This is a genomic window from Bacteroidota bacterium, assembly GCA_016720935.1.
GTDB lineage: Bacteria > Bacteroidota > Bacteroidia > AKYH767-A > 2013-40CM-41-45 > JADKJP01.
The window spans coordinates 1,301,640-1,320,937 of sequence record JADKJP010000006.1; the positions used below are offsets into that span (position 1 = coordinate 1,301,640).

The following is a 19,298-nucleotide window of genomic DNA, read 5'->3' on the forward strand; positions in this document are numbered from 1 at the left end:
GAATTTACTTTTCACTAAAAAGGGAATCAACAAATTCACTCTTGTTAAAGACCTGAAGATCTTCCATTTTTTCTCCTACCCCAATGTATTTCACAGGGATTTTGAATTCATCTGAAATTCCAATGACCACACCGCCTTTGGCTGTACCATCGAGTTTTGTGAGAGCAAGCGCGTTGACATCTGTTGCTTTGGTGAATTGACGGGCTTGTTCAATCGCATTTTGGCCGGTAGAAGCATCCAGTACAAGTAGAATTTCATGAGGTGCATCAGGTATTACCTTCTGCATCACACGTTTGATCTTTGACAATTCATTCATCAGGTTGATCTTGTTGTGAAGTCGTCCGGCAGTATCAATGATCACTACATCCATCTTTTGTGCAACAGCCGACTGCACAGCATCAAATGCAACGGAGGCGGGATCTGAACCCATTGCCTGTTTGATGATGGGAACATCCACTCGTTTGCTCCAGATATCCAATTGATCAACTGCGGCGGCTCTGAAGGTATCCGCGGCACCAAGCATTACTTTTTTTCCAGACTTCTTGAATTGATAGGCGAGTTTTCCAATGGAGGTTGTTTTTCCAACTCCGTTTACACCAACGACCATTATGACATGTGGAAGTCCATTGTGTTCAGGAATAACAAAATCTGTCGCGTCGAGAGTATTATTTTCGGCTAAGAGTCCGGCAATTTCATCCTTTAGTAAATTATTCAGTTCATCAGTGCCAACGTATTTATCTTTTGAAACACGAGCTTCCAATCGTTGAATTATTTTAAGTGTGGTGTTTACACCGATATCGGATGACACCAGGATTTCTTCGAGGTTATCCAGTACTTCTGAATCCACTGTTGATTTACCAACAACCGCTTTTGCCAGTCTTGAAAACAAGCTGGTTTTTGTCTTTTCCAGTCCTTTATCAAGACTTTCTTTTTTTTCCTTTGAGAAGAAATTAAATAAACCCATAAGTATATTACCTCCTTATACTTTACTTATAAAAATGAATGCAAAGAGCATTACAGCTAAACATTCTTTTAAATAAAAAAAGCTTCTTTCAATAGGAAAGAAGCTCAATAAATATTATTGATGCAACAGATTATTTCTCTTTCAGAAAATCTTTTACGTGGTCGTTATGAACAACTTCTTCCTTAAACTGGTAAGCACCTGTTTGAGGATTTTTGATCATCTTGATCACTTTGGAGAACTCTTTTCCTTTTCCGGATTTAAGGGTTGCAACTACTTTCTTTGCCATGACTTAAATTATTTGATGTTTTGGAAGAACTGTTAAGGATCAGGAATTATTTGATCTCTTTGTGAACGGTCATTTTCTTGAGAATCGGGTTGAATTTTTTCAACTCGAGACGTTCAGTCGTGTTCTTTTTGTTTTTTGTGGTGATATAGCGTGAAGTACCAGGCATTCCGCTTGCCTTGTGTTCGGTACATTCCATGATAACTTGTACGCGGTTACCTTTCTTTGCCATGATAATTCGGTTTTTTTAATGGGCAGGTCACAGACCTATTTTCGAGGGCTGCAAATATACCAAAATATCTACTGATTCCAAATTTATTAGCCAGAAAACAGGATGTTTTCAGCCATTATTTGTTAAAAAAGGACTTTTGCTGCATTTCTTTCTCCACATCCTGCCATTTTCGGGGTAGATTTCCTGAAAGGATATTCGGTTCAGCTTCAGTGATAAGTACGTCTTCTTCCAGTCGTACCCCTATATTCCACCATTTGGGATCACAAGGACTACCTTCCGGGATGTAAATTCCGGGTTCAATGGTGATCAGATTTCCAGGGGTCAGTTCTGAATAAGGACCCACATCATGGACATCCAGACCCAGGTAATGGGAAGTATTGTGCATGAAGTATTTTCCTGCTTCATCCGCACCAGAAATAATTCCAAGTTGAATGAGGCCTTCCGAAATTACATGCATTGCTTTGATGTGCGGATCTCTGAATTTGTTTCCGGGTCGGCAAGCCAGGAAAGCATCCTCCTGCGCACGGTAGACCAGATCATAAATCAGCTTTTGTGGTTCGGTAAATTTTCCATTCACAGGCAAGGTCCTTGTCACATCTGCTGAATAACCATGGTATTCGGCTCCCATATCCAACAGCACTAGTTCTCCTGCTTTGAGTGGCTTTCGATTTGATTCATAATGGAGGATACAGGAATTTTCTCCTCCTCCGCAGATACTTGGATAGCCTACAGCTTCAGCACCTGAGGATTTGAAAATATATTCACCAACAGCCTGAATACTGAATTCTGAAAAATCCGGTTCCAGGGCATGCATCATTTCCCGGTGACCATCGCAAGTGATGGAAATTGCTTTTTGAATTAACCTGATTTCTTCTTTTTGTTTGATGGCGCGAAGTCCAGCAAGAACTTTAGCCAGTTTAAAATCATCATCCAATGAATTTGGAAAACCTGAATTCAATTTGAATTGTTCTACCAGACTGTACAAATCAGTTTCCGATTTTTTATCATCCGTCATTCCTTTTGGAAAACGTAAACGGAAAATTCTTTGCATTGAGGCATAAGGAATAGGTAAATTCTGAAATTCGGAGGTTGTTTTTACAAATTGAATCCCCGAGATTCTACTTGCATCTGAACTGCCTGCATTTCTTCCATTCCATATTTCTTTTTGTTGAACTTTTTCGGGAATAAATAAAAGTTCGTTGGTTTTTTCTCCATATAGAAGTTGGGTATTTTTAAATAAAATAAGAACGGCATTTGCCTCTGTAATTCCCGTCAGGTAATAAAAATTAGGGTCCTGATGAAAAGTATAATCTACATCGTTCGAACGATTTCTTTCAGGGGCAGCAAATAAAATACACATGGAAGAATCAGTCATATTTTCTCTGACAGCTTCCCTCCTTCCTTTGAAGAAATCAGCAGGAAGCAAATCATTATCGTAAGTCGGAAATGAAGAAGTCTGTCCGATTAAATTGATCACAGGGAAGAAAACAAAAACAAATATGTTTGAAATAAATTTTCTCATAATTTGATTCAATTTAATATCATGACAGTTTGAGGTATCAGCCAATCTAAAGGACTATGTAAATATCTGATATTTTCAGGCAAAATTATCCTTTAAACGACCGGCAAATTGAAATTGCCTGGTTTCTCCGGCTTCAGAACTCTGTGAAATTTAACATCTTATTCTTGCTTTTTTGATTACACAGATGGAATTTGTGCTGAATTTTGATTTAATTTGTTCAAAATCAGATCCACTATGAAAAAATTTACTCTGTTTGGCATTTTAATCTGTTGCTCGTTACTGTCAATGGCTCAATTGAGTTGGCTTCAAATTCCTGATTTCCCGGGCACACCAAGGAGAGGAGCTGTTTCTTTTTCTATTAATGGATTAGGATATACCGGACTTGGATTGCTTGGGACAGGTCAAGGTGAAACAGATTTGTATGCATATGATCCCATCTCTAACACATGGTCACAAAAGGCCGACTTCCCTACAACAGGACGTTTTGGTTGTGTAACATTTGTTATAGCCGGGAAAGCCTATATATGTACCGGTTCAACCGGGGCTCCATCTGCTCAATTATGGGAGTATGATGCTACAGGAAACACATGGACGGCAAAAACAAATTTCCCCGGAGGACTTCGTGAAAGCGCAGCGGGATTCAGTGTTGGAGGAAAGGGGTATGTTGGAACAGGCTATGCGGGAGGAAATAGTTTTACTGACTTTTATGAATACGATCCTGTGATGGACAACTGGACTGCCAAAGCAAGCTTTCCGGGACCGGCGAGAAATGGAAGTGCGGCCTTTTCTATCGGGTCAAAAGGATATATTGGTTTAGGAAATAACACCAATTCAACAAGTAATTTCCGTGATTTTTATGAATATGATCCGGGCACCGACACCTGGGCACAAAAAGCGGATTTCCCAATCCCATATGTTGTTGAGCCATGTACTTATTCTTCCACTACCAGTGGTTTTGTATTGTGTGGTTATTATTACCAAAGCGCTGGGATCACGCATAATCCTTTAAACATGTTTTACCGATATGATCAACAACAAGATGCCTGGACACTTGAAGGAACATTCCCTGGTTATCCAAGAGGATATGCAAGCGGCTTTCTGTTGAATGATGATATTTATATTGGTGTTGGTGGACAGACAAATACATTCGCTCCGATGTTTAATGATTTCTGGAAATTGAGTAATGGAGCATTGCTTTCAACCGGAAATATCAGCCATGATCAGGACTTTGGTTTGTATCCGAATCCGGCCAATCATTCAATCCACATTGGACAGGAAATGGCCGGTAAAAAACTTGATCATATTCGTATTTATGACAGCGCCGGTAAAATGGTGATGATGCAAAAACTGGATGATGCAAAGCAATTGATAGATATTCACTCTTTGTCCGGAGGATTGTATTTTGTAGAGTTGATCACCGGTAAGGGTGAAGTGATGGATAGTCGCTTTATCAAACAGTAATTCCGATGATTGACTAGTATCAAATTATATCTAAAAAGAAAGCCGGTTTCCCTATGAGAAACCGGCTTTCTTTTTAAAGCTTTATGTAGAATTAGATTTTACCTTTTTTAATAGCTTTCTCAATAGCAGCACTGATACCAATTTTATCAATGGTACGAAGCGCAGAAGTAGAAACCTTCAATGAGATCCACTCACCCAATTCAGGCACATAAAAACGTTTTACATGCAGGTTCGGGTTGAACTTTCTTTTTGTCTTTTTATTTGAGAAGGAAACACTGTTTCCCGTCATTGCTTTTTTTCCTGTCAGATCACAAATGCGTGCCATGGGACTTAATTTTTTAAGAGGCGCAAAGATACTATTATTTTTTAATGATCAAGCTTTTTTGATTGATTTTTCATGATTTCATTGTTGAAAACTCCCGGAAATTTAACTTAAAATTCGATTAATACGCTGAAAGTCATATTTTTATACCAACAAGCGCTTTTCGAAGCAAATTTAAGGCATGCTGACTTGCTTCCATAATGACACGTTCTCTGACCCGACCCAAAAGAAATTTTCGGGTGATAACCTGTTCCGGGGTTGCGAGTGCGAGCCAGACTGTACCCACTGGTTTTTCCTCGGTTCCCCCTCCCGGACCGGCGATTCCTGAACAGGCAATTGAGTAATCAGTTCCAAATTTTTCTTTAACATGAGCAGCCATTGCTTTGACTGCCTGTTCACTTACGGCGCCATGAACTTCAAAGATATTTGGATCAACATCGAGAAATTTCTCTTTGATTCTGTTTGCATATGCAATCACAGAGCCGATATAATAATCCGAACTTCCGGGAATCGTAGTAATCTTATGTGCAATATATCCTCCGGTGCAACTTTCGGCAGTAGAGAGTGTTTTGCCTTGTTGACGAAGCAGTTCTCCAATGATGGATTCCAGCTTTTCCTCTTCGAAGCCATAAATGTATTCACCCGCAATTGAAATTAATTTTTTGACTTCACTTTCCATTTCAGAACGTAATGCAGATTCGTTTGTTCCGTTTGCTGAAATACGAAGTCGAACCATTCCGGGTGAAGGAAGATAAGCCAGTTTCATATATGGTGGAAGCTTATCTTCCCAGGACGAAATCAAGTCAGATAAATTTGATTCTCCAATACCCTGAGTAAGTATTGTACGGTGTTGAATAGGCGGTAATTTAAATCTGTTAATGAGGCGAGGAAGAACTTCGTTCTCCATGATTCCTTTCATTTCATAAGGAACACCCGGCATTGATACAAATACTTTTCCCTCGTCATCAAACCACATTCCGGGTGCTGTTCCCCATTTGTTTAGAAGAACTTCACAGTTTGAAGGCACCTCAGCCTGTTTCCTGTTGGTATCGGTAACTCCCCTGCCCCTTGCTTTGAATATTTCCGTGATCACTTCGAATGATTTTTCGTCAAATCGAAGCGAGCTGTTAAAATACCTGCACAGTGTTATCTTTGTAATATCGTCCTTGGTTGGACCCAGGCCACCAGTGATAAAAATCAAGTCGGCCCTTTTCCGTGCTTCATTCAATGCTGCAATGATATGTTCCGCATCATCGCTTACTGAAGTGATTTGCTTCACCTTAACTCCTATTGAGTTGAGTTTCTGACCCATCCAGGCACTATTCGTGTCAATGACCTGCCCGATCAACAGTTCATCCCCGATGGTTATAATTTCAGCTAATTTCATAAGAATGAATAATTCAGTGGAATTTAGGGGTTCTATAGGTGACCCGTTTTCGGACACGAAGATAGTTTGAAAGGCCTCACAGAGTTTTTTTATTCTTGTAAAATATTTACCCGGGTGTATGCGTCAGCTTTAACATATGACACAAACCCGAACATTCGCTTTCCCTATGATCAAGGAGCAAGATGATTCCATCCGGGACGTCATTCAACAGAATGGGAAGAAGCTATTTGATTTCATCCGGAACCGCGTACGGGAACCGGAAGATGCCGAAGATATTTTTCAGGATGTTTTGTTTGAACTGACCACTGCATACCGTATGATGCAGCCGATTGAAAAAATTGCCGCATGGATGTATCGTGTTGCAAGAAATAAAATCACGGATCAATACCGGAAGAAACGTCCGGACTTGCTCGAAGATCAATTGAAATTCAGAAGTCAGGATGATGACGATCAGCTTTTTCTTCAGGATCTTATTCGGTCTTCGTCTTTAAGTCCGGATATGGAATTCGATCAGGCACTCATTTGGGACGCTGTAGAACAGGCATTGGAAGAATTACCCGCTGAACAACGTGAAGTATTTATCAAGCACGAGCTTGAAGGAATTACGTTCAATGAAATGGTGGAGACAACCGGTCTCTCATTAAATACACTCTTGTCGAGAAAAAGGTATGCGATTCTCCATCTTAGGGAGCGCCTGCAGGGTTTGTATGATGAAATTATTAACTCCTGATTTCAGGAAAGAAAAAAAAAATTAAAAAAAAACGATGAAAAAATTCTGGATACTTAAAATCGGATTCTTTGTGATAGCAGGCTTTTTGTTATTTGGGTTGCTGGTCATGGGATTATGGAACTGGCTTGTTCCTGTGTTGTTCCATGGTCCATTCATAACATTTTTCCAGGCTATCGGACTGCTTGTTCTCAGCCGGATTTTGTTCCGCGGTTTTTGCGGGATGAAAGGTGGACGACACGGCTGGAAAGGCGCTCAGTGGAAGGAGAAAATGGAGAAAATGACACCTGAAGAACGGGAACGAATGCGGATGTTGTGGAAACAACGTTGCAACTGGTCGGGAGATAAATTTGGAAGCACTCCTCCTCCACCGGAAAAAGCTACAGATTCATAATCATGAAGACAAAGAAAAGGGTACGGAAGCAACCGTACCCTTTTCTTTTATGGAATTTGGCCCCATCTTTGTATTTCTCTGAACCAACAAACTTAATCCGGTCTTTATGCGTACTGTAAAATTATTATTCTCCATTCTTATCCTGATTCCGGTTCTTTCCTGCTCTCAGGTTGATTTTAATAAAATTGGAAAGGACATTGATAAATCGATCAATTCCGGGAAGCCGCTTACGAATCAGGAAATCATCGATGGTTTGAAGGAAGCTTTACAATACGGAAGCAAGAATGCCTCCGGTTCCGCATCCAAAGTAGACGGTTTTTTCAAACATCCCGTCATCAAAATTCCCTTCCCTCCTGAAGCGGCCGCTGTGGAATCCAAACTCAGGTCATTGGGAATGAATAAACAGGTGGATGAATTTATTCTCACCGTGAACCGCGCGGCCGAAGAAGCTGCCAAACAAGCCGCTCCTGTATTTTTTAACGCGGTAAAAGGGATGACGATCACTGATGGTTTGAATATTTTACGTGGTGCGGATACAGCCGCTACCGGTTATTTACGTAAAAAAACAGCTTCACAATTGGATGCGAGCTTCAGACCCGTAGTACATTCCGCTGTACAAAAAGTAGATGTTACCAGGTACTGGAATCCTCTCATTACAACTTATAACAAGCTTCCCTTTGTAACAAAGATGAATCCGGATCTGGATGCATACATTACACAGCGCGCTTTGCATGGTTTGTTTTATCTGGTAGCCCAGGAAGAAACGAAAATCCGTAAGGACCCTGCAGCCAGGGTAACAGCATTGTTACAAAAAGTTTTCGGAAGTAAATAATAAAACGGAGTCACACAGATTCTTCGATTCAAAAAAAATCCCCACCGGAAGTCCGATGGGGATTTTTATTTGAGATAGGATTAATAACCAATTGAAATCTTATCAGGATCACCTTCTGAAGGACGAACACTCATTACAGGTATCTTGGAGTGATTGATCACCTGTTGAGCAAAATTACCCATGAATAAACCACTGCTTTCCTGATCAGTCATGATGATGATCAGATCAGCATTAACTTGTGTAGCGTAATCAATGGTGATAGAAGCGGTATTATCTCCCTTAAAGATTTTTACAGTATGTGGAATTTCATGTTCTTCAAAATAATCTCTTACCTGATGAATTTTCACTTCAAACTTACGCTGCATGTCAATGTCAGACATGGTCATAATTCCGGTGATGTGGATCACTGAATTATAATGCTTGGCGATTTCAGCTGCCTGCTTAACTTTCTGGCGGCTGGAAGGAGAATTGTCGATGGGTAAAATGATATCCTTAAAACCAATTTTCTTGGCATGTGTCTGAACTGAAATAACCGGACAAGGAGCACTCATCACAACTCGATAAGTATTGCTTCCGATAAGGAATTCCTGGAATCCGCTGACACCATGAGTTCCCATGATGATGATATCAATTTCCAGTTCTTCAGAGATGTTTACAATTTTCTTGTAGATATTTCCCATCTCCGTCCGGAAATAAACTGCCATACCGCTATCATGGTGTAGTTTTTCAGAAAGTTGTTTCAACTTTTCGTTCGCAGAAGATTCAATTTTGGACTCGAAATCAGATTGGGATTTACTAAAGGCGTTGCTGATGGCACTGGTGAATGAATAAGATTCAATCACGTGCAGGAGATGCAGATCAGCTTTGTGCAATTTTGCCATGAAGACGGCATGCTCCAGGGCCAGCTCAGCTGTTTCCGAAAAATCAAAAGGTATCAGAATCTTTTTGATCAGGAATTTTTTGTTCATGGCTAATACTGTTTAGGTAAAATTAGTATTCAAAGGCGGATATGGTGAGGTCTTTCTTTTCTTTTGGTTTGATACTGATCACAGGGATATCGGTACCATTGATGATTTCCTGTGCGGATGAACTGATAAACATGATGTCTGACCAGGTCAATTCTTCCTGCGTCATGATCATGACAAGATCCGCTTTTATTTTCTTTGAATAGGATATAACTTCTTCAGCAATGTCGTCTCCATGCAGAAATTCCATGGTACATGGAGTTTGTTGGGATTCTACGTATTGGAAGACTTGCTGCATCTGACGTTTGAGCTTATTGACAATAAATTCATCATCAGTATTAAGTACTGTAACCAGATGTATTACAGAGCCAAACAGCTGTGCAAATTCGATTGCATTTTTTACTTTCTCTTTGGTCTCCTTAGAAAGATCAAGAGGTACCACAATATTCTTACAACCGGGACGGTGTTTTTTCCCTTTGATAGTAATCACCGGACAAGGAGATTCCCGGATTACACGCAGTGCATTCGAACCGATAAATTTTTTCAAACCCACGCTTCCATTGGTTCCCATGACAATGAAGGAACACTTTAGTTTCTTTGCGGCCTTTTGGATTTCTTCATAGACCTTTCCTTTAACAACCATAGTGAATACCCGAATACCAATCTTTTCGGTTGTTTCGTGGGCAAGTTTATCAAGTTCTTTGAGGATTTTCTTTTCTAAGGATTTATCCTCCTTTTTTTGAAAAAACGGCAGATGAAAGCTATCCTCCACAATGTTAATGAGGGTAATATCTGCTTTTGTCAAACGGGCCAGGTTATAAGATTGCCCCAGAGCAATGTAGGATTGTTCAGAAAAATCAATTGGTACAAGAATGTGGTTTCTGAAACTCGCCATATACAGGAAATATGTTTTATTATTGTGAGCAAATTTAACGGAATCATTAACATGAGCAAAATACCAGAATCAGAACTTATCCTCAATCCGGATTTTAGTGTTTATCATCTCAACTTGCTACCGCAAGATATCTCTGACACAATCATTAATGTAGGAGATCCTGACAGGGTCGCTTTAGTTTCCAGATTCTTTGATAAGATTGAACTTAAGAAACAGAAACGTGAATTTGTAACTCATACTGGTTTGTATAAAGGCAAAAGAATCACTGTTATATCTACCGGTATCGGAACTGATAATATCGATATTGTATACAATGAACTCGACGCCCTTGTAAACATAGACCTAAAAGAAAGAACAATCAAAGAAAAGCTCAGCTCATTGAATCTCATTCGAATAGGTACCTCAGGTTCATTGCAGGAAGATATTCCTGTAGATGGATTTGTTTTTTCTGCTTATGGGATGGGTTTAGACGGGCTTTTAAATTTTTATAAATTACCTAACGATGCTGAGGAACAGGATATTGTTGATGCTTTCCGAAAGCATTACCCCAATCATGGAATTTTACCACAGTCTTACATAGCACGATGTTCTTCAAAACTTGATCAGGCATTAAGCACCGGAATGTTTAAAGGAATAACAGCAAGTTGCTCAGGATTTTATGCACCTCAGGGACGGGTTTTGCGATATGAGCTTGCCCGTCAGGATTTTATCCCAACTTTAAATAGCTTCCGGCATGGAAATCACCGGATTACAAATTTTGAAATGGAAACGGGAGCCATGTATGGATTAGCAAAGATTCTTGGTCACCACTGTTGTTCCATTAATGCCATTGTAGCCAACCGGATAAACAATAAACATACTCACAAGGGCGAAGAAACCATGGACAACCTTATCGAGACTGTTCTTGATCGACTGGCTAAAATAGCTTGAGAAAATTTTGACTCAAGCTTTAATTCAGAGCTTTTGAAACTTCTGTTTGTAAGTACCCGATGCTGTGATGGCTTCAAGAAAATAGAGCCCGGCAGGTAATTGATCAACCATGAGTTCTAAATTGCCTGAATGTTGCCCGGATTTTGATACTTCACTTATTAACTGACCAGCACTATTCAGAAGACGAACCATTGATATTGATTCTGCTTCAAAATGAATGCTGAGTTTGTCTGAACAAGGGTTTGGACTTAGCTTAAATATATTTTTCGGTTTCTCCTCTCCTACACCTGCTCCAATAGGGACCATTTGAAAATCAAGAGTGGTCAGGATTCCATTTGACAGATTTACTCCATTTATGGTTTTTGTATTGTATCCTGTTTTTGTGCAGGTTACAGTATAAGTTCCACTATCAGTATAACCGGTTTTGTATTCACCGCTTGAATTTGAATTTTGAAGAACAGTGGTTCCGACAATAGAAATTTCCGCACCGTTAATAATCAAACCGGTAATACTATCTGTAACATTCCCTTCAAGATAGCAGGCTCTTTTGTAAGTGGGTTGAAACACATAAAAAGTACCACTGCTCATATCAGTTGCAACGACAATTCCGGAACTAAAATACGGATCAGCATCCCAGCACAAAGAAGAGCCGGTAGTATAGTTGCCAACTTCGATTAAATTGGAGGGACGTAAGGCGTCAACAATGGTCAATTCACTGCCATAACTTGGGCAAAGAAGAAAATCATTAAAGACCCTGACATTATGAACTTCATTGGCCGGCATATTGGTTGTGAAATAGTCATCCAAAAAGGAAATATTTGAAAGATCACTCACATCATATGATGCCAATGGTTCACCGGATCGCTCGTCTGTAGTAAAAATTGTATTTCCATCATCACTTAACCATGTATTGTGATTGAACTGTCCGGGAGTTTGCTGTGTAGCGAGCAACAACGGATTCGCGCGATTTGAAATATTATAAACCGAAAACTGACCTGCTTGTATATCACTCGTCCAGATAGTATCACCTCTGACATAACTATCATGACAATAATTTAATGTAACTGCGCCAACATATTGCGGATTCCATGGATCAGAGATGTCGCAAATTAACACTCCATTTCCGAGTGATGAAATGTTGTGACCATTGATGTAAACATAATTGCCTGCGGTTGTTACTGTGTGCGCTTTGGTAAGCATGTTCTGGATCGCTCCATCACCGGTATAAAACTTATAATGTATACTATCCGGAAGGTATCGAAGATCGATAATTTGCAAACCATTATTGGTATTGTTAGGATCCACACCTTCACTCACAGCATAAGCATAGTCACCTTGCACTTTTACTTCATGCCACAGACTTTGTACTCCCGGTGGCTGAAATAAGATGGTAGGAGTTGCCGGATTTGTAACATCCACAATTGTTACTCCTACATCGGTTCCAACCAGCGCATATTCGTGTCCTTGTCCATCCTCATAGTGCCAGCATCCTGCAAGCGTTCCGGGAAAGGATAATGTGGAAAGCAGGCTCAGATTTTTGGGTGGTTGAGCGCTGAGAGCCTGCATGAAAAAAACAATACAGGCAATGGATACGAACAAGAATCGATTTCTAAACATGGTTTTTCTTTTCAAATAGTTTTACTGAATAATGAATTTACCACTATCCAGAATTTTTGAGCCTGAGATGATCTGGTAATGATAGATACCATTTGCAAATTCTTCTTTTTGAAGTTCTACTGAATTTGAAGAAATTCCATTGATTACTTTCACTTCTCTTCCAAGAACGTCTGTAACATTCAGGTTCCATGAATGGCTGTTATCAAAAAGATTATTGACCAGCAGCGCGGAATTTGAAAAAGGATTTGGATAAACGAAGGAAAGTCCGGATGTAGAAATATCCGCAGGCAAGCCAACTGAAATATCATATCTTAAAACTGCCAGGTCTTTTTGATCGATTCCCGGAGCTTCCACATAACCACAAAGCCACATTGAGGTTCCGCGTAATGCGATAGCATTTGGAGAATCATCACCATTCGCCGGACCATCATAATCAGCTACAAACGTTTGAATACCCTGATCGTTGTAGCGGACAGTCACCCAATTGTGATTTGTTCTTCCTCCACTGGTGTCAGTTTCAGAAGTTCCGGTAACAAATACATCACCAACAGCATTTGTGTAGATAGCAGTTGGAACATCGTCGCCATTAATTGGGCTGTTGTATTCCGGTGGATTCGCCCAGAGTTGACTCAGATTGTGATCAAACTTAATCGTGAGGTAGTTGTAATTGCTATGAAGTGGATCCGGATCAACATCTGATTTCAAGGATACAATGATATTGTCCTGGTTGTCGTGCGCGATCACTTGTGCAACATCATTTCCCAGACCTAAGCCGTCGTATCCAAAGAAATTAACCTGGTTTCCTGCGGCATCGAATTCGACAATAACCGCATCATCGGTAGCAGTACCGGAACCTGTCTGACTGTATCCTGCAACAAATATATTGTTGCTATTATCTACGACCATGTCAAGCGGACGATCATCATTTGAAAACGGTCCATTGTAAGTTGCCGGTGAAGCCCAAACAGGATTTCCTGTGATCGGATCGTATTTCAGAATGACAAAATCATCATCATTTAATTTTTCCATTCGTCCACAGACAATAACATTTCCACTGTTATCAAGGATAATTTTGGAAGGTTCATCCCGGAGGTTTCCGATACCATTGTAACGTTGGAGCCAGATCTGGTTTCCATTCGTATTGTACTTAATGGTAACAATGTCATTATTGTCAATTGTATCATTCAGATCGCTGTCACTTCTACCGGTGATGTACACATTGCCGGCGGCATCCACGACCATGGATTCTGATTTATCAGACTGATTCGCTGAGAAATTATATATACGAGTCCAAACGGTGTCGCAGGTATTCGGATTCCATTTCATTGTGAAAAAATCACTTTTCTGATTTGTGGATTTCGTATAACCTGTCGCATATACATTTCCACTTGCATCCTGTGCAACTGCAGTCAGTTCATCATCATCGCTTTTACTGCCGTTGTAAGTAAAAGAACAGAGTGTGTTGCCTGCATTGTCGACAGCCACGAGGAAAATATCGCGATTGTGATCTTCCTGATAAGTGTATCCGCCGGCATAAGCATGATCATTATTGTCAATGACAAGAGATCTCGCGCTTTCAGAAAAATCACCAAGTCCATTGTAATGTTTTACGAATACTGTTGCACCTGAATTATCATATTTAATAACGGTAGCATCCTTTTGAGTGGTGATATAGTCAGATCCACCAACAACATAAATATTGGTGTTATCTGTAACGACACTATATGCAATATCTCCGCCATTTGTTCTTGTACCGGCATATGTATTCATCCAAAGCTGGGTTCCGGATGTATTATACATCACGGTCATTATATCGTAATCATTAATGAGCGGATCCGGATTTAAATCCGATTTTCCGGTGATTATTACATTACCATTAGTATCAGTAATGATTGAAGCTGGGATATCGTACTGTAGTGAAGTACTACCGGCAATTCGGGACCATTGTAATACTCCCGATGCATTGTATTTCAATGTAGAAAAATCATAATCAGTTACTGATGAATTGTCGGCATCCGTCTGACCGCAAACAAATACATTATCTGAGCCATCCACAGTTATCGCGATCGCGCGATCGTTTTGATTGTAAGCGCTGTTCCAGCCTTTTGTCCATTGCAGAGTACCGGATGAATTGTATTTGATAGTACGGATATCGTCATTATTTCCATTGTCGCTACGACCACTCACAATCACACTTCCCGTATGATCCACTACCAACCCTGTAGCGCGATCAGTTCCATTTCCGCTGTTATAAATTTGAGTCCAAAGAACCGTTCCGTCTATCCCGGAATATTTGAGAGTTACATAATCATCATCTGAGCCATTGGAAGAGCGGCCTGTGACAAATACATCTCCTGTTCCATCTACACCCAATTTTGCAACTTCATCTTTACCGTTCGCAACAGCAGATCGGGAAAACTGACTTTGCCAAACCACTCCGCCATTTGGATTGAACTTGACAGTGATGTAATCACTACTGCCTGATACAGTATCGGGTTCAGTATTTCCGGTTATGATAATGTTCCCGCTTCCATCAACAGCGATGTCTACCGGAATGTCATCCAGTGACCTGGTACCATTCCAGGTGGTATCCCATTGACGTACGCCTGCAGAGTTGTATTTTAGAAGAATGATATCATTTTGAGTTATTCCGCCATCTCCCCAACCGGCTACATAAATATTACCTGCAGCATCCACAGCGGCGGTGACTGCTTCATCGTCAAAACTATTCTTTCCGTTTTTTGTTTGCCACCAGAGAGTATCACCGGAAGAATTGAATTTTACGGTGAGTAAATCACGATAATTTCCCTGTTTTACGGTGTACCCAACAGCAACATAATTTCCTGCACCATCCGGTACCACTTTGTTGAACCGTTCAGAATTGTCGCCAAGGCCGGTATGAAAATTGGACCAAAGCAAAGTTGGAGATTGTGCTGAAAGGCCTCCAGCGAATAAAATCAATGAAAGAGAAATAAGTAGTCGGTTTAGTTTCATATTAAATAAATGAATGATTTGAAAGTCAGGGGGTAATGGTGAACTTTTGATAATCACAAAGATAACAAACAATTTTTCAAAGAGGGGCATATTCTGCCTCTTCATGACACTTTCATGAAATATCAACATTTTGATTTCCCCACTCTGAAAGCCTTGTCCCCAGAAGGTTACAGAAAATTAAAAAAAATGCATGTGAAGCTTCCAACAACGCAATGTTGAAAATTAGGACCCTTAAAAAGTATCTTTTGGCGGAAAGGTCAGTTAAACTGAGAACAAAATTAGATTATGAACCGGACCGAAATTGATGCCCTGATTCGATTGTTAGATGACAATGATTCTGAAATTTTTCAACATATTCAGGATAAACTGATTCATTATGGAAAGGATGTTATTCCAATTCTGGAAAGTGCATGGAGTAGTTCAATGGACGCTATCATGCAACAAAGAATTGAAAGCATCATTCACCGCATTCAGTTTGAGGATTTGCAACATGAGTTGCGGGTTTGGGCACATTCCGGAAGCCGGGAACTGATCAAGGGCGCGATTCTGGTTGCCCGTTATCAATATCCGGAATTGCAGGAAGAGCTTATTCAGCGTCAGCTGGATAAAATGAGAAAAGACGCCTGGCTGGAAATGAATGATGACCTCACGGCAATGGAACAGGTGAAAGTTCTGAATAAAATATTTTTTGACATACATGGATTTAGCGGAAACACTCAGAATTATCATGCTCCGCAAAATTCCTATATTAATATTGCACTGGAGACCAGAAAAGGTAACCCTTTGATGTTGTCCCTCCTCTATCTTGAAATTGCGAGAAGTGCAGGTGTCCCGGTATACGGAGTCAACTTACCGGAGCATTTTGTATTGTGCTATAAGGATGAATTGAATGATCCGGTTTCTATCAATGATCACTCTAAAATTCTCTTTTATATCAATCCGTTTAGCAAAGGGGATATTTTCAACCGGAAGGAAATTGATACATTTTTACAGCAATTGAAAATTCCACAGGAAAATGCCTATTACGAACCTTGCACCAGCAAGGACATGATTCAGCGGTTGATTAGGAACCTGATGAACTCCTATCATAAACTGGGATTCATGGATAAAGTTGAGGAACTTCAGCAATTGATGCGTGCCACTTTATAAGTGGAATAAAGCCCACAGTACAACCCTTTCCTGATTCATTTGCCGATTCCTGAAAATTGGATTTCGTACAAGTGTTTATACAATCCATTGTGTTTTAGTAATTCCTGGTGATTGCCTTCTTCTTTTATTTCACCTTTGTCCATCACAATGATTTTGTTTGCATTTTGAATGGTTGACAAACGATGGGCAATGACAATGGAAGTTCTGTTTTTAGTCAGCTGCCGTGTAGCTTCCTGAATCAACTCTTCTGATTCTGAATCAATGGAAGATGTTGCTTCATCCAGAATGAGAATTCTTGGATTAAAGACATAAGCACGTATGAATGAAATCAATTGTCTTTGTCCTACACTGAGCATTGCCCCTCTTTCCATGACATTAAAATTGTATTGTCCCGGAAGTTTTTCAATGAATCTGTGCGCACCAACGGCTTTTGCTGCATCAACAATTTGTTCCATAGAAATGGACTGATCCCTTAGAGAAATGTTATTGGCGATGGTGTCGGAAAACAAAAAAACATCCTGCAATACAATGGCAATTTTTCGACGGATAGATTCGAGAGAATAATCGCGAATGTCCACATCGTCGATAAATATTTCGCCCTTCTGATAATCATATAGCCTGCCAACAAGGTTAATGATGGAAGATTTACCTGCACCGGTAGCACCAACCAGAGCTAAAGTTTCACCCGGATTTACACGGAATGAAATGTTCTTAAGAATCCAATCCGGATCAGCGATATTTCCGTGACCGGTAGAATTCTGCGGTGCATGATCAGCATATGAAAACCAGATATTCCTGAACTCGATTTTTCCACGCAGTTCCCTGGCTTCTATCGTACCCTGATCCGGAATGAATTCTTGTGTATCCAACACCTTAAACACTCTTTCGCTACTGACCATGCCCATCTGAAGGGTATTGAACTTATCTGCCAGTTCGCGGATTGGACGAAAAAGTAAGTTGATGTACATGATAAAGGCGATAACATTCCCGAGAGAAACATCTCCCTGGATGGTTCCTTTTGATCCCCACCACACAAGCAATCCAATGGATGTAGCTGTGAGTAATTCGACAACAGGAAAAAAGATTGAATAATACCACACCGATTTGATGTGAGCTTTCATGTGTTTCCTGTTGATGGTTTCAAATCGTCTTTGTTCTTCCTCTTCCCTGTTAAAAATCTGAACAATATTCATTCCTGTAATGTGTTCCTGAACGAATGTATTGAGAGCAGCAACCTGAGTCCTGACTTCACGGAAAGCTTCCTTAATACCTTGCTGGAATACACGGGTTGCCAGCAAAAGAAAAGGAATCGTTGATAAACTGATCAGAGTAAGTCTCCAGTCAATAAAGAACATCACAATGATGATCACAATCAATTGTAAAAGATCCCCTAAAATTACAATAAGTCCTTCACTGAAAATATCTGCGATAGTTTCAAGGTCACTGATGGTGCGTGTGACCAATGTACCTATCGGAGTATGATCAAAATATTTTAATCTTAATCTTGAAATGTGATTGAATAATTTAACACGAAGATCCTTGATAATGACCTGGCCCAGCCAATTCGTTATGTAGCTATGAAAATAGTGAACCACACTTTGGAACAGCAGTAGTCCTATCATAAGTAATGTCATTCTGAGCAATCCCTCTTTATCAGGATGAAGAATGAAATGGTCTACGGTATACTGAACGAGTATTGGTCTCACAGGAGAGATTCCTGCAAGCATCAATGTTAAAACAACACTGATCCAGAATTCGCGTTTATACGGTTTTGTAAAAGCGTATATTCTTTTCAGGATCGGGAAGTCGAACGCTTTGCCAGTTACATTTGTTTTTGACATTAATCTTTGGAAATGTAGGGGTAATTCACTTGTATTAAAGCCAATCCTTCAGCAGGAACTGAAAATCCGGCTTCCTTCCTGTCTTTACTTTCCAAAATCATCCGGAATTGCTCTTCATTCAACTTACCCCGGCCGGCTTCCAGCATGGTTCCTACAATCGCTCTTACCATGTTTCTAAGAAACCTGTCTGCAGAGATCGTAAAAATGCTCGCATTTTTTTTTACAGTCCATTCGGCACGACTTATTTTGCAAATGTTTGTCAGATTTTGAGTCCCTGTTTTTGAAAAACAAGAGAAATCGGAATATTCAAATAACACATCAGCCAATTTATTCATTGCATCCAGATCAAGATCGTAAGGATAGAAAGCGGAATATTGATTCTGAAAGGGATCTTTCTTTTGATGAATTCTGTATTCATAGGTTCTTGCTGTTGCGTCATAGCGGGCATGAGCATCAGAATGAACAGGAATCAATTTCTGAATGGCGATATCTTTTGAAAGAATACAGTTTAACTGGTGAACAAAATCATCAGGACTCTGAAGCTCTGCTTCAATATCAAAATGAACAAAGAACTGACGTGCGTGCACTCCTGTATCCGTTCTTCCACAACCGGTCGTTTCAATAGATTGCCGGATGATTGTACTCAAGGCTGAGTTTAATTCAGACTGAACCGAATGGGCATTTTTCTGTATTTGCCAACCGTGATAACGGGTTCCGTCAAAAGAAAGCTGAAGAAAGTAACGCACGTGATTTATTGTTCCGGTTTGCAAAAGTACATCTTCT

At 40.1% G+C, this 19,298-nt stretch carries 18 protein-coding genes; 6 read left to right on the forward strand and 12 right to left on the reverse strand.

From position 1 onward, the window contains the following. Nucleotides 1-4: 4 nt before the first annotated feature. The 4 genes from ftsY to IPP86_13550 form a co-directional block, all read right to left on the reverse strand. Nucleotides 5-964: a signal recognition particle-docking protein FtsY gene (ftsY, locus tag IPP86_13535; protein ID MBL0139532.1), complete on the reverse strand. Its 960-nt coding sequence runs from the start codon at nucleotides 962-964 to the stop codon at nucleotides 5-7. Between the two features lie 130 nt (nucleotides 965-1,094). Beyond that, nucleotides 1,095-1,250 (reverse strand): DUF4295 domain-containing protein, encoded by a 156-nt coding sequence (locus IPP86_13540; GenBank protein MBL0139533.1) that lies wholly within the window; start codon nucleotides 1,248-1,250, stop codon nucleotides 1,095-1,097. Between the two features lie 46 nt (nucleotides 1,251-1,296). Then, nucleotides 1,297-1,479 carry a 50S ribosomal protein L33 gene (rpmG, locus tag IPP86_13545; protein ID MBL0139534.1) on the reverse strand — a complete coding sequence of 61 codons (183 nt, stop codon included), beginning with the start codon at nucleotides 1,477-1,479 and terminating at the stop codon, nucleotides 1,297-1,299. A gap of 115 nt (nucleotides 1,480-1,594) precedes the next feature. After that, nucleotides 1,595-3,001, reverse strand: a complete 1,407-nt coding sequence (locus IPP86_13550) for an aminopeptidase P family protein (protein ID MBL0139535.1) — start codon at nucleotides 2,999-3,001, stop codon at nucleotides 1,595-1,597. 234 nt (nucleotides 3,002-3,235) lie between these two features. On the opposite strand from IPP86_13550, the gene IPP86_13555 reads away from it, so the two are divergent. Beyond that, on the forward strand, nucleotides 3,236-4,462 hold the full coding sequence (locus IPP86_13555; GenBank protein MBL0139536.1) for a T9SS type A sorting domain-containing protein: 1,227 nt from the start codon (nucleotides 3,236-3,238) through the stop codon (nucleotides 4,460-4,462). 91 nt (nucleotides 4,463-4,553) lie between these two features. Here the strand turns inward: IPP86_13555 and IPP86_13560 are convergent, their stop codons facing one another. Both IPP86_13560 and IPP86_13565 read right to left on the reverse strand, forming a co-directional pair. Further along, the gene (locus tag IPP86_13560; GenBank protein MBL0139537.1) at nucleotides 4,554-4,787 is read right to left on the reverse strand and encodes a 50S ribosomal protein L28; all 234 of its coding nucleotides are present in this window, start codon (nucleotides 4,785-4,787) and stop codon (nucleotides 4,554-4,556) included. A 133-nt stretch (nucleotides 4,788-4,920) separates the two neighbouring features. Further along, a complete protein-coding gene (locus tag IPP86_13565; GenBank protein MBL0139538.1) occupies nucleotides 4,921-6,171 on the reverse strand; it encodes a competence/damage-inducible protein A in 1,251 nt (416 codons plus the stop codon). A gap of 166 nt (nucleotides 6,172-6,337) precedes the next feature. Between IPP86_13565 and IPP86_13570 the strand changes: the two genes are divergently transcribed. The 3 genes from IPP86_13570 to IPP86_13580 all read left to right on the forward strand — a co-directional run bounded on the left by IPP86_13570 (nucleotide 6,338) and on the right by IPP86_13580 (nucleotide 8,124). Further along, nucleotides 6,338-6,901 (forward strand): sigma-70 family RNA polymerase sigma factor, encoded by a 564-nt coding sequence (locus IPP86_13570; GenBank protein MBL0139539.1) that lies wholly within the window; start codon nucleotides 6,338-6,340, stop codon nucleotides 6,899-6,901. Between the two features lie 34 nt (nucleotides 6,902-6,935). Beyond that, nucleotides 6,936-7,292 (forward strand): hypothetical protein, encoded by a 357-nt coding sequence (locus tag IPP86_13575; protein MBL0139540.1) that lies wholly within the window; start codon nucleotides 6,936-6,938, stop codon nucleotides 7,290-7,292. Between the two features lie 106 nt (nucleotides 7,293-7,398). Continuing rightward, entirely contained in the window at nucleotides 7,399-8,124 is a 726-nt protein-coding gene (locus IPP86_13580; GenBank protein ID MBL0139541.1) for a DUF4197 domain-containing protein, read from the forward strand. Between the two features lie 80 nt (nucleotides 8,125-8,204). On the opposite strand, the gene IPP86_13585 is transcribed toward IPP86_13580, so the two are convergent. Next, the gene (locus tag IPP86_13585) at nucleotides 8,205-9,092 is read right to left on the reverse strand and encodes a universal stress protein (GenBank protein ID MBL0139542.1); all 888 of its coding nucleotides are present in this window, start codon (nucleotides 9,090-9,092) and stop codon (nucleotides 8,205-8,207) included. A 22-nt stretch (nucleotides 9,093-9,114) separates the two neighbouring features. Next, on the reverse strand, nucleotides 9,115-9,984 hold the full coding sequence (locus IPP86_13590; GenBank protein ID MBL0139543.1) for a universal stress protein: 870 nt from the start codon (nucleotides 9,982-9,984) through the stop codon (nucleotides 9,115-9,117). Between the two features lie 51 nt (nucleotides 9,985-10,035). Between IPP86_13590 and IPP86_13595 the strand changes: the two genes are divergently transcribed. Further along, complete coding sequence (locus IPP86_13595; protein MBL0139544.1) at nucleotides 10,036-10,914, forward strand: nucleoside phosphorylase; 879 nt, start codon at nucleotides 10,036-10,038, stop codon at nucleotides 10,912-10,914. A gap of 24 nt (nucleotides 10,915-10,938) precedes the next feature. Here the strand turns inward: IPP86_13595 and IPP86_13600 are convergent, their stop codons facing one another. Then, nucleotides 10,939-12,531, reverse strand: coding sequence for a choice-of-anchor B family protein (locus IPP86_13600; GenBank protein ID MBL0139545.1), 1,593 nt, complete (start codon nucleotides 12,529-12,531; stop codon nucleotides 10,939-10,941). A gap of 21 nt (nucleotides 12,532-12,552) precedes the next feature. Next, nucleotides 12,553-15,525, reverse strand: a complete 2,973-nt coding sequence (locus tag IPP86_13605; GenBank protein ID MBL0139546.1) for an SBBP repeat-containing protein — start codon at nucleotides 15,523-15,525, stop codon at nucleotides 12,553-12,555. Between the two features lie 285 nt (nucleotides 15,526-15,810). Here IPP86_13605 and IPP86_13610 point away from each other — a divergent pair, with 285 nt between their 5' ends. Next, a complete protein-coding gene (locus IPP86_13610) occupies nucleotides 15,811-16,674 on the forward strand; it encodes a transglutaminase family protein (GenBank protein ID MBL0139547.1) in 864 nt (287 codons plus the stop codon). A 35-nt stretch (nucleotides 16,675-16,709) separates the two neighbouring features. Here IPP86_13610 and IPP86_13615 read toward each other — a convergent pair whose 3' ends face one another. Continuing rightward, entirely contained in the window at nucleotides 16,710-18,515 is a 1,806-nt protein-coding gene (locus tag IPP86_13615) for an ABC transporter ATP-binding protein (GenBank protein ID MBL0139548.1), read from the reverse strand. Further along, a complete protein-coding gene (gene truA, locus IPP86_13620) occupies nucleotides 18,515-19,261 on the reverse strand; it encodes a tRNA pseudouridine(38-40) synthase TruA (GenBank protein ID MBL0139549.1) in 747 nt (248 codons plus the stop codon). Before truA ends, IPP86_13615 begins: the two co-directional genes overlap by 1 nt. Nucleotides 19,262-19,298 lie beyond the last annotated feature (37 nt).